We start from the raw sequence: 11664 nt of genomic DNA, 5'->3' as shown, positions 1-11664 counted from the left end.
TTCCGCCGTGCGCTCATCCGAACCGCCGCCGGACCCCGAAACGGCCCCCCACGCGCGCGTGGGGGGCCGTTTTCAGCGCTGTGCCGTCACCGGGTCACGGCTCGAGGACGAGCGTGTCGCTCGTGCTCTGGTCCACCGCCTTGGCCGAGAACGACCAGGGCAGCAGCTCGCCCTTGGCCCACTTGCCCGTCTGGTCCGTGTAGTGCGCGCTGAAGGCGTGCCCGGAGGCGCCGGTCAGGTTGATCCACTTGGACTTGTCGAGGTCGGCGAGGTTGACGACCATCCGCATGGACGGCACCCAGACGACGTTGTAGCCGCCGGCGGCGTTCCAGCCGCTCGCGTTCACCGTGGCCTCGCCGCCGCTCAGCTTCCAGGGGCCGCGGTTCAGGATGTACTGCAGGACCTTGGGGCCCTCGGTGCCGAGCGTCTGGTTCTTCAGGAACAGCCGGTGCAGGCGGCCCCAGCTCCAGGTGTCGATGTCCTTGCCGAGCTTGGCGGTCAGCTCCCAGCGGGCGTCGATCATGGCCCGCGCGAAGAGCTGGTCACGGTTCTCGGCGCCGGGCCGGGTGCCCGACTTGGGCGTCTTCCACCAGTCGCTGTCCGGCTTGTCCATCAGGGTGCGCACGACCTCGAACCAGCGGTCGCCGCCGTCCGGCTGCGCCTGGTCGGCGTCGCGCTGGCCGCACTCGCGCACCTTGGTGTCGTCGTCCACCGGGCCGGTGCTGTCGATCTTGTCGACCCACAGGCACTGCCCCTTGACACGCACCTCCTTGGGCAGCTTGTTGCCGAAGGCGAGCTTGAGGACGTTGCGCCAGACGGCGTTGAAGTACGCGGCGGCCGCGGAGTCGGCTTCCTGGGTGTAGTCCCAGCCCTCCAGCAGCTTCTGCGCCTCGCGGACGTCCGGGTCGTCGAGGTTGATCTTCAGCAGCTTGGGCACCAGGAGCTTGGCGATCTCGCTGCTGTTGTCCAGCTGCATCTGCCGCATGTCGTCGGTGGAGATCTTCCCGCCGTCCTTGATCTTGGACTCGATCAGGTCGGAGATGCGCTGGCTGCGGGTGCCGTAGCCCCAGTCGGTGGTCAGCGTGTACGGGTACTTCTTCGGGTCGACCACGGCCTGGTTGGCGGTGACGATGTAGCCGCGCTCGGGGTCGTACTCGTAGGGCAGCTCGTCCTGCTCGACGAAGCCCGTCCAGCGGTACTTCGACTCCCAGCCCGGCGCCGGGACGGAGCCGTCGTCCTTGGCGGAGCGCGTGGGGATCCGGCCGGGCAGCGTGTAGCCGATGTGGTTGTCCGTGCTGGCGTAGACCAGGTTCTGCGACGGCACGTCGAACAGGGCCGCCGCCGCGCGGAAGTCCTTCCAGTCCGCGGCCTTGTCGAGGGCGAACACGGCGTCCATGGAGGTGCCCGGGTCGAGGGCGGTCCAGCGCAGGGCGATGCCGTAGCCGTCGCCCCGGTCGGGTGCCGCGGTGTTCACGGTCGCCTTCTTGCCGACCTCGACGAGCTCGTCGTCGCGGTCGGACAGCAGCGGCATCCCGTCCTGGGTCTGGCGGACGACGATCGTCTTGGCCTTGCCGCCGGCGACCTTGATGGTCTCCTCGCGGGTCTTGAACGGCCGGATCTTGCCGTCGTACAGGTAGCCGTTGGCGCTCACCTTCTCCAGGTAGAGGTCGGTGACGTCGACCCCGGAGTTGGTCATGCCCCAGGCGATCTTGCCGTTATGGCCGATGATCACACCGGGCATGCCGGCGAACGTGTAGCCGCTGACGTCGTACTGGCACTTGCCGGAGACGGTCCGGCAGTGCAGGCCCATCTGGTACCAGACGGACGGCAGGGACGCCGACAGGTGCGGGTCGTTCGCCAGCAGCGGCTTGCCCTTGACGGTGTACTTCCCGGCGACCACCCAGGAGTTGGAGCCGATGCCCTGGCCGTTCACGCCGACGGCCGTGGGGAGGTCGTCCAGGACGCGGTAGAGGCCGCCCAGCTGGCTCGTGAGGCCCGATCCCGTCCCGGCCGAGGCGGAGGAGCCGGTCGTGCCCGTGGCGCCCTGGGAGGAGCCCGTGGCGCCGCCGGCCGCGCCCTGGGTGCCGGTGCTGCCGGTCGTGCCCTGGGTGCCGCCCGTCGTCCCCTGGGTGGAGCCCGTGGCGCCGCTCTGCTGGAAGGCCTTGGTCAGATCGTCGTACTGACCCTCCCGGACGATCGGCTTGTTACGGCCGTAGGGGTACGCCGGGTACAGGTCCTGGATCTGCTGCGGGCCGAGGCGGCTGGTCATCAGGGCGCGGTCGATCTCGTCCTGCATGTTGCCGCGCAGGTCCCAGGCCATCGCCTTCAGCCAGGCGATGGAGTCGACCGGGGTCCACTTCTCCGGCTTGTAGTCGTTGGTGAAGCCCAGCGCCGCGTACTCCAGGGAGATGTCCTCGCCGTCCTTGCCCTGGAGATAGGCGTTGACCCCCTTGGCGTAGGCCTGGAGGTACTTCTTCGTGGCGGGCGACAGCTTGGTGTCGTACTCCCGCTGGGCGATCCGGTCCCAGCCGAGGGTGCGCAGGAACGCGTCGTTCTCGACCTGGCCCTTGCCGAACATCTCCGACAGGCGCCCGGAGGTCATGTGCCGGCGCACGTCCATCTCGTAGAACCGGTCCTGCGCCTGGACGAAGCCCTGCGCCATGAACAGGTCCTCGTCCGAGGAGGCGTAGATCTGCGGGATGCCGTAGCCGTCCCGCTTGACGTCGACCGGCCCGGACAGGCCGTCGAGCTTGATCGAACCCGTGGTCTGCGGGAAGGAGGCGCGGACCGTGCTGATCGACCAGTACGCGCCGTAGGCGATGCCTCCGACGATGGCCAGGACCAGCACGAGCACGATCAGACGGGCTCTGCGCCCCTTCTTCCTGCCGGACTTGACGGACGTGGCACCCGTGGTGGCGGTGTCACCCGTTGTGGCGGTGGTGTTGGGGGGCATCGCTGTCCTTGCTGTCCTAACGCGAGCGGCAGGTCGGGCTGTGACTTTGAATGAGCGCTGGAGCAACCATAGGCGCAGGGCCCTGTCCCGCTTGACGCGGAGTCGGGAACCAGCGCGCACGAGCGTTCGATCTTGCCTCGTGAACGTCAAGAAAGCGTCAAGAGTTAGGTAAGGTAACGAAGTAACCGGAGATTCCCCGCCTCGTTCTCGGAGGAGGAACGCCCGCTGACTGTTCACCACCTCAACCAGCTCCTGCTCGTCTGCTCCGTCGTCCTGCTCGTCGCCGTCGCGGCCGTCCGGATCTCCTCGCGCAGCGGGCTCCCCAGCCTGCTCGTCTACCTGGGGATCGGCGTCCTCATGGGCCAGGACGGCATCGGGCACATCAACTTCAACAGCGTCGCGGTGACCCAGGTCATGGGATACGCGGCCCTGGTCGTGATCCTCGCCGAGGGCGGTCTGGGCACGAAGTGGAAGGAGATCCGGCCGGTCCTGTCGTCCGCCGCCGTGCTGGCGACGGTGGGCGTCGCGATCAGCGTGGGGGTCACCGCGGCGGGCGCGCACTACCTGGTCGGGCTGGAGTGGCGGCAGGCGCTGATCATCGGCGCGGTTGTGTCGTCGACGGACGCGGCGGCGGTCTTCTCGGTGCTCCGGAGAATTCCCCTCCCCGCGCGCGTGACGGGCACGCTGGAGGCCGAGTCCGGCTTCAACGACGCCCCGGTGGTCATCCTGGTCGTCGCCTTCTCCACGGCCGGCCCGGTCGAGCACTGGTACGTCCTGCTCGGCGAGATAGCCCTGGAGCTGGCCATCGGCGCGGCCATAGGGATCGCGGTGGGCTGGTTCGGCTCCTGGGGGCTACGGCACGTGGCCCTGCCCGCCTCCGGTCTCTACCCGATCGCCGTGATGGCCATCGCCGTCACCGCCTACGCCGCCGGCGCCCTCGGGCACGGCAGCGGCTTCCTCGCCGTCTACCTGGCCTCGATGGTGCTCGGCAACGCACGGCTTCCGCACTGGCCCGCCACCCGCGGCTTCGCCGAGGGGCTCGGCTGGATCGCGCAGATCGGCATGTTCGTCGTCCTCGGCCTGCTGGTCACCCCGCACGAGCTGGGCGACGACGTCTGGCCCGCCCTGGTCATCGGGCTGGTGCTGACCATGGTGGCCCGCCCGCTGAGCGTGGTCGGCAGCCTGGCGCCGTTCCGGGTGCCGTGGCGGGAGCAGGCCCTGATGTCGTGGGCGGGCCTGCGCGGCGCCGTGCCCATCATCCTGGCGACCATCCCGATGGTGAACGGGGTCGCCGGCAGTCACCGCATCTTCAACATCGTCTTCGTCCTGGTCGTCGTCTACACCCTCGTCCAGGGGCCGACCCTGCCCTGGCTGGCCCGCACCCTGCGCCTGGGCGAGCAGGGCGAGGCCTCCGACCTCGGCATCGAATCGGCACCCCTGGAGCGGCTGCGCGGGCACCTGCTGTCCGTCTCCGTCCCCGAGGGCTCCCGGATGCACGGCGTGGAGATCAGCGAGCTGCGGCTGCCGCCCGGCGCGGCCGTCACCCTGGTCGTGCGGGAAGGAAAATCGTTCGTCCCGATGCCCACGACGGTGCTGCGGCACGGCGACGAGCTGCTGGTCGTCGCCACCGACCCGGTCCGCGACGCGGCGGAACGGCGCCTGCGCGCGGTCGCCCTCGGCGGCAAGCTGGCCGGCTGGCTGGGCACCGACGGGGCCGACAGCGCGCGTTAAGAGGGCGTTTCGTACCGTTCACACCCCATGAAATCCCAGGTGGCCGCCTCCATGGTGCTCGTTTTCACAGTCGCGCAAGCAGTGATCCCTGTACGATGAAGGCGCACCCTGATCGAACCAACTCTGCCTGACGCAGAGCTGGCGCGACCGTATGGCGGCCGTGTCGCCCCCCACACCCTCGTGGGCGCCGGTATCTACCGCAGTCCGCGCAAGAGGACAGCTCTCGGCGCCCGGCCCGCACGGGGCCCGCGCTACCAGGCGGCAGAAAGGCACGGGCCGTGGGATCCACGGTCACCACCACCGCACCGGAGAAGACCTCGCCGGCGTCCTCCCGCCCCGGATACGGACAACTGCTGCGCACCCGCGGCGCCTGGACGTTCCTGCTGCCCGGCTTCGCGGCGCGCCAGCCGTTCGCGATGCTCACCATCTCCATCGTGCTGCTCGTCCAGCACACCACCGGCTCGTACGGCGCCGCGGGCGCCGCCGCTGCCGCCACCGGTGTCTCCATGGCGCTGTTCGCGCCCTACAGCGGCCGCCTCGCCGACCGCTACGGCCAGCGTGCCGTCCTGCTCCCCGGCGTCCTGGTGCACGCCGTCTCCGGCCTGTCCCTGACGGCGCTCGCGCTGGCCCACGCGCCCCTGTGGGCGCTGTTCCTGGCGGCCGTCCCGACCGGCGCCTCGGTGCCGCAGGTCGGCCCCATGGTGCGGGCCCGCTGGGGCGTGAAGCTCCAGGGTTCGCCCCTGATGACCACCGCGGCGGCCTTCGAGTCCGTCACCGACGAGCTGACCTTCGTCTTCGGCCCGCTGCTGGCGACCGCGCTGTGCACCACCGTGACGCCGTCGGCGGGCCTGGTCACCGAGGCCGCGCTGACCCTCGTCGGCGGTCTGCTGTTCGCCGCGCAGAAGAGCACCCAGCCGCCGGTGTCCGCGCAGGACGGGCACGCGCGCGTGCGGCACGACTCCGCCCTGCGCGTCCCGGGCGTGCGCGTGCTGGTCGTGACCTTCCTCGGCATCGGCTCCGTCTTCGGCGGCATGCAGGTGTCGCTCGCGGCCTTCACCGAGTCGATCGGCGAGCCCGGCCTGAACGGCGTCCTGTACGGCGTCTTCGCCGCCGGCAACATGCTGTCCGGCATCGCCTGCGGCGCGATCGCCTGGAAGGCGGCTCCCCAGCACCGCCTGGTGATCGGCTACACGGCGCTCGCGCTGGCGGCGTCCGCCCTGTGGACGGCGCACTCGGTGCTGCTGCTCGCCGCGCTCGGCCTGCTGGTCGGCATGTGCATCGCGCCGTCGCTGATCACGGGCTACACGCTGGTCGAGAGCCTGGTCCCGGCCGGCGCCCGCACCGAGGCCTTCACCTGGCTGACCGGTGCCGTCGCGCTCGGCCAGGCCGCCGCCGTCACCGTCGCCGGACAGCTGGAGGACCGGCTGTGGGACGGCGCCGGATTCCTGGTGCCGATGGCCGGCACCGTACTGGCGCTGGCCACCCTGGTGACGCTGCGCTCCCGGCTCGTCCCGCGGCAGCCGAACCGCACGGTCGCGCGTGGCGTCGGTCACCGCGTGCCCGTCACGGTGGACTGATTCCCGGGAATACGTCACTATGGATCGTCGTTAGCACTCATCGAGTGAGAGTGCCAGGAGGAAGACAGTGCCGACCTACCAGTACCAGTGCACCGAGTGCGGCGAGGGCCTTGAGGCGGTGCAGAAGTTCACCGACGACGCCCTGACGGAGTGCCCCAGCTGCAAGGGCCGCCTGAAGAAGGTGTTCTCCGCCGTCGGCATCGTCTTCAAGGGCTCCGGCTTCTACCGCAACGACTCGCGCGGCTCCACGTCGAGCAGCACCCCGGCGTCGAAGCCGGCCGGCTCGTCGTCCGACTCGAAGACGTCCTCCTCGACGTCCTCGACCTCGTCGTCCTCGTCGAGCTCCACCAGCAGCTCGGCCGCCTGAGAACTCTCACCCGGGCCCTGCCGTCACGCGACGGCAGGGTCTTCGGCGTTCCCCGGCACCGGCTCCCCCGCGGTTTCGCGGCCCGCTAGTGTGCTGGTCATGGCGAACGCAGAGATCGGCGTAATCGGCGGTTCGGGTTTCTACTCCTTCCTGGACGACGTGACCGAGATCCAGGTGGACACCCCCTACGGAGCGCCCAGCGACTCCCTCTTCCTCGGCGAGATCGCCGGCCGGCGGGTCGCCTTCCTGCCCCGGCACGGCCGCGGCCACCACCTGCCGCCGCACCGCATCAACTACCGCGCCAACCTGTGGGCCCTGCGCTCGGTCGGTGTCCGGCAGGTTCTCGGTCCGTGCGCGGTGGGCGGGCTGCGCCCCGAGTACGGCCCGGGCACCCTGCTCGTGCCGGACCAGATGGTGGACCGTACGAAATCCAGGGCGCAGACCTACTTCGACGGGCTGCCGCTGCCCGACGGCACCGTGCCGAACGTCGTGCACGTGTCCATGGCCGACCCCTACTGCCCCACCGGGCGGGCCGCCGCGCTGAAGGCCGCCCGCGGCCGGGACTGGGAGCCGGTGGACGGCGGCACGCTGGTCGTGGTCGAGGGACCCCGGTTCTCCACCCGCGCCGAATCGTTGTGGCACCAGGCACAGGGCTGGTCGGTGGTGGGCATGACCGGCCACCCCGAGGCCGCGCTCGCCCGGGAACTGGAGCTGTGCTACACCTCGCTGACCCTGGTCACCGACCTCGACGCGGGCGCCGAGACCGGGGAGGGCGTCTCCCACGAGGAGGTGCTGCGGGTGTTCGCGGCCAACGTGGACCGGCTGCGCGGCGTGCTGTTCGACGCGGTGGCGGCACTGCCGGAGACCGGGGGGCGCGACTGCCTGTGCGTGAACGCGCTCGGGGGGATGGATCCGGGGTTCGTGCTGCCGTAGGCGGCGCGGGGAGCGGAACGTCTCGTTCGGGTGGGTGAGTTGTCCACAAGCGGCCGGTGGTCCACCGGCCCCGGCGGGATCCGGCGCGGGGCCTCATCGTGGGACCGCAAGCCGAACTCCTCGCCGCAGGCGGTGATCCCCATGCCCACGCCCTCCTCGCCCCCGACCCCGCCCCCTCTTCCTCCTCTCCGGCTGCCGCGCCCGCTGGGCACGGACGCACCGCCGACCTGTGAGGTGCCCTCGTTCGACCCGGTGCGGGTGCGCGGCGGGCGGTATGCGCTGCAGCGGCTGGTACGGCATCGCCGGCGGGCCGTCGCGGCCGGTCTCGCGGTGACCGCGGCGGCGCTGGTGGCCGCGGGCCCCCGGACCGGGACGGCACCGCACGGCGCGGAGCGGCCCCGGGCCCACCGGACCGCGGACCCCGGACACCGGCATCCGGTGGCCGAGGTGGTGACGGCGCCGGTGCGGATCGCCGACGCCGCCACGGTGCGGCTGCTGCGGCCCGGTGACCGCGTCGACGTGATCGCCGCGGCGGACCCGCCGGCCGGCGGAGTCCGGGTGCTCGCGCGCGGGGTACGGGTGACGAGGGTGCCCGAGCCCCTGGACGGCGCGACCGAGAGCGGCGCGCTGGTCGTGCTGGCGGTGCCGCGTGCCACGGCGGCACGGCTGGTCGGCGCGAGCGCCACCGCACGCCTGGCGGTGACGCTGTGCTGAACCGGCTGGTACGCGCCGTCGGCGGTCCGCTGTCGAGTCCCACGAGCGTGCCGCGGGACTGGACACGCCTACCGCGCCGTGCCGTAGGTTGCGGAGCGTTTCGTTCCACACCCTGTGCACGCGAGGAGAGGCCCCCAGGTGAGCGCGAAGAAGGAGAAGAAGGAACCGAGCGTCTGGCACGGCTTCAAGGCCTTCCTGATGCGCGGCAACGTCGTCGACCTGGCAGTCGCGGTGGTCATCGGGGCGGCCTTCACGAACATCGTCAACGCGGTGGTGAAGGGGATCATCAATCCGCTGGTCGGCGCGATCGGCACGCAGAACCTCGACAACTACAGCTCGTGCCTGAAGGACCCGTGCAAGGTCGGCGCGGACGGCACGGTCAAGAGCGGGGTGCCGATCCTGTGGGGCTCCGTCCTGGGCGCCACGCTCACCTTCGTGATCACCGCGGCGGTCGTGTACTTCCTGATGGTCCTGCCGATGTCGAAGTACCTGGCCCGGCAGGCCGCCCGGAAGGCGGCCCGGGAGGGCACGAAGGAGGTCGTCGAGGTGTCCGAGCTGGAGGTGCTCAAGGAGATCCGCGACGCGCTGGTCGCCCAGCGCGGGTCGGGGCACGGCGACCGCTAGCGGCACTCCCGAGGGCGGCCCGGCGGGCCGCCCGGCGCCTTCGGGGGCCGGTCCGACGGCTCCCGCGGGCGGCTCAGAGGTGGTGGGGCGGCTTCTCGTCGAGGAAGCGCCTGAGGTCGGCGGCGCTGTCGCCGCTCGGGCGGTCGCCCCACCCGCGGTCGGTGTCGTCCGAGGACTGCTGGTCCAGGGGGTCGTCGAAGACCAGTGCGGGCTTCGGATCGCGCGGCTCGGGCTCGGGGGCGCTGCTCATGCCTCCAGGGTACGGCGCCCGCCGGGCCGCCCCGCCTGGGGTTTTCGCCCCACCCGGCGACCCCGGCCCGCTCGTGAACGCCTTCACAAGATTTCGCGGGTGTTTTCTGCTGTGCTGGGACCATGACGTCGAGTTCCACCCCGGCGCCCGCCCCCTCGGGCGCACCCCAGCCCTCCGGCCCCCTGCGACGGCTCACCGCGCGCGGCCGCGACGAGGCCCACCGCGTCGCCTCTCCGCTGGAGCTCTTCTTCGACCTGTGCTTCGTCGTGGCGATCGCGCAGGCGGGTGTGCAACTGGTGCACGCCGTCGCGGCAGGGCACGCGGGCGAGGGGATCCTCGACTACGCGATGGCGTTCTTCGCCATCTGGTGGGCGTGGATGAACTTCAGCTGGTTCGCCTCGGCGTACGACAACGACGACGTGCTGTACCGGGTCGTCACCCTGGTCCAGATCGCCGGTGTCCTGGTCCTGGCCGCCGGCATCTCCCGGGCCGCCGCGCAGCAGGACTTCCTGCTGGTCTGGCTCGGCTACCTGATCATGCGGCTGGCGCTGGCCTCGCAGTGGCTGAGGGTCGCGCGCTCGGCCACCGGCGGGGAGCGGACCACGGCCCTGCGGTACGCGTACGGCGTCCTGCTGTGCCAGGTCGGCTGGCTGGGCCTGGTGCTGCTGCCGGAGCCGACCCGGCCGTGGGTGTTCCTGGTGATGGCGATCGTGGAACTGTGCGTGCCGCTGTACGCGGAGAGGGCCCAGGAGACCTCCTGGCATCCGCACCACATCGCCGAACGGTACGGACTGTTCACGATCATCGTGCTCGGCGAGACGATCGCCGCGGCCACGGTGGCCGTGAAGTCGGGCGTGGACGAGCACGACGCGCTGGGCGAGCTGCTGCCCATCGCGGCGGGCGGCCTGCTGATCGTGTTCTCCGCGTGGTGGATCTACTTCGTGGTGCCGATCCACGGCCACCTGCGCTCCAGCCGGAGGGCGTTCGTCTGGGGCTACGGCCACTATCTCGTCTTCGCCTCGACGGCGGCGATCGGCGCGGGCCTGGAGGTGGCCGTGGAGCAGGCGGTCGGCAAGGCGCACATCTCCGCCCTGTCCGCCTCGGCCGCGGTCACCCTGCCGACGGCGCTGTACCTGCTGACCGTGTGGGCGCTGCACTCCCGCCACTTCAAGGTGGGCCTCGCCCAGCAGCTGGTGCTGCCGGTCACGGCCCTGCTGGTGATCTGCTGCACCTTCCTGCGCGCGTGGGGGGTGCTCGCGGCGGGGCTGGTCTGCGCGGCCGCGGTGGCCACCGGCGTCGCCCTGACCGCGCGGACGGCCGCCCGGGACCGCGAGCCGGGCGCCACCGCCTCGGCCGGCTGAGTCCCCCGGGTGGGCGTGCCGGCTGGGCCAGACTGGCGTCCATGACAGCTGACGCATTGACGGATGTCGCCGGGCTGCGGGTGGGGCACGCCACCCGCCGCGGCGACGGCTGGCTCACCGGCACCACGGTCGTCCTCGCACCCGAGGGCGGCGCCGTCGCCGCCGTGGACGTGCGCGGCGGCGGCCCCGGCACCAAGGAGACCGACGCGCTCGACCCGCGCAACGTGGTGCAGAAGGTCGACGCGCTCGTGCTGACCGGAGGCAGCGCGTACGGGCTGGACGCGGCGTCCGGGGTGATGGCCTGGCTGGAGGAGCGGGGGCGCGGGGTGCCGGTGGGGGCGGACCCGGCGCATGTGGTGCCGGTGGTGCCGGCCGCGTGTGTCTTCGACCTGGGGCGCGGCGGCGACTTCCGGGCCCGTCCGGACGCGGCGACGGGACGCGCGGCGGTGGAGGCCGCGGCGGCGGACGCGCCGGGCGCGCGGGTGCCCGAGGGGTGCGTCGGCGCCGGCACGGGCGCCGTCGCCGGGCGGCTCAAGGGCGGGGTGGGCGGCGCGAGTACGGTGCTCGCCTCGGGGATCACCGTGGCGGCGCTGGTGGTCGCCAACGCGGCCGGGTCGGTGCTGGATCCGGAAACCGGGGTGCTGTACGGGGAGTTGTTCCAGGGGCGGGTCGAGTACCCGGAGGAGCGCGTGCACGAAGCCGCGCGCCGGCGCCTGGACGAGACCGACGCCGGGAACGCGCCGCCACCGCTCAACACGACGCTGGCGGTGGTCGCCACGGACGCGGACCTCACCAAGGCTCAGGCGCAGAAGCTCGCGGGCACGGCGCACGACGGCATCGCGCGCGCCGTCCGGCCGGTGCACCTCCTGCACGACGGGGACACGGTGTTCGCCCTCGCGACCGGCGCCCGGCCGCTCGGCACGCACCCGTTGGCGCTCAACGACGTCCTGGCCGCCGGCGCGGACCTCGTGACGCGCGCGATCGTACGTGCCGTACGGGCGGCCGAGTCGGTGGACGGGCCGGGCGGAGTGTGGCCGTCGTACGGGGAGTTGTACGGCCGCTAGGTCGTGTCCGCAAAGTCCCTCCGTCCGCCCGGAGGGCGGGCGCGGCCGTGGACGGTTTGTAAGTGGTGGACCTCAGCTCCTAGATAGTCT

General features: G+C 71.9%; 10 protein-coding genes. 8 read left to right on the top strand and 2 right to left on the bottom strand.

Features of this window, described 5'->3' with window-relative positions; genetic code table 11:
* Positions 1–94 precede the first annotated feature (94 nt).
* Entirely contained in the window at positions 95–2953 is a 2859-nt protein-coding gene (locus tag ABZ923_RS39535; protein ID WP_361482664.1) for a penicillin acylase family protein, read from the bottom strand.
* A 225-nt stretch (positions 2954–3178) separates the two neighbouring features.
* Here ABZ923_RS39535 and ABZ923_RS39530 point away from each other — a divergent pair, with 225 nt between their 5' ends.
* From ABZ923_RS39530 to mscL, 6 genes are all read left to right on the top strand, one after another.
* Positions 3179–4684, top strand: coding sequence for a potassium/proton antiporter (locus ABZ923_RS39530; RefSeq protein ID WP_361482667.1), 1506 nt, complete (start codon positions 3179–3181; stop codon positions 4682–4684).
* Positions 4685–4962: 278 nt separating this feature from the next.
* Complete coding sequence (locus ABZ923_RS39525; RefSeq protein ID WP_361482661.1) at positions 4963–6261, top strand: MFS transporter; 1299 nt, start codon at positions 4963–4965, stop codon at positions 6259–6261.
* A gap of 67 nt (positions 6262–6328) precedes the next feature.
* Entirely contained in the window at positions 6329–6628 is a 300-nt protein-coding gene (locus ABZ923_RS39520; RefSeq protein ID WP_361482658.1) for an FmdB family zinc ribbon protein, read from the top strand.
* A gap of 99 nt (positions 6629–6727) precedes the next feature.
* The gene (locus ABZ923_RS39515) at positions 6728–7561 is read left to right on the top strand and encodes an S-methyl-5'-thioadenosine phosphorylase (protein WP_361482655.1); all 834 of its coding nucleotides are present in this window, start codon (positions 6728–6730) and stop codon (positions 7559–7561) included.
* A 141-nt stretch (positions 7562–7702) separates the two neighbouring features.
* A complete protein-coding gene (locus ABZ923_RS39510; RefSeq protein WP_361482652.1) occupies positions 7703–8275 on the top strand; it encodes a hypothetical protein in 573 nt (190 codons plus the stop codon).
* A gap of 138 nt (positions 8276–8413) precedes the next feature.
* Positions 8414–8899, top strand: a complete 486-nt coding sequence (gene mscL, locus ABZ923_RS39505; protein WP_361482649.1) for a large conductance mechanosensitive channel protein MscL — start codon at positions 8414–8416, stop codon at positions 8897–8899.
* A gap of 73 nt (positions 8900–8972) precedes the next feature.
* Here mscL and ABZ923_RS39500 read toward each other — a convergent pair whose 3' ends face one another.
* Positions 8973–9149 carry a hypothetical protein gene (locus tag ABZ923_RS39500; protein WP_361482646.1) on the bottom strand — a complete coding sequence of 59 codons (177 nt, stop codon included), beginning with the start codon at positions 9147–9149 and terminating at the stop codon, positions 8973–8975.
* 122 nt (positions 9150–9271) lie between these two features.
* On the opposite strand from ABZ923_RS39500, the gene ABZ923_RS39495 reads away from it, so the two are divergent.
* Together ABZ923_RS39495 and ABZ923_RS39490 are read left to right on the top strand one after the other, a co-directional pair.
* The gene (locus ABZ923_RS39495) at positions 9272–10510 is read left to right on the top strand and encodes a low temperature requirement protein A (RefSeq protein WP_361482643.1); all 1239 of its coding nucleotides are present in this window, start codon (positions 9272–9274) and stop codon (positions 10508–10510) included.
* A 41-nt stretch (positions 10511–10551) separates the two neighbouring features.
* Positions 10552–11574, top strand: coding sequence for a P1 family peptidase (locus ABZ923_RS39490; protein WP_361482640.1), 1023 nt, complete (start codon positions 10552–10554; stop codon positions 11572–11574).
* Positions 11575–11664 lie beyond the last annotated feature (90 nt).

It is taken from the genome of Streptomyces sp. NPDC046881 (assembly GCF_040645015.1).
GTDB lineage: Bacteria > Actinomycetota > Actinomycetes > Streptomycetales > Streptomycetaceae > Streptomyces.
This window is presented reverse-complemented; position numbering and strand designations above follow the sequence as displayed.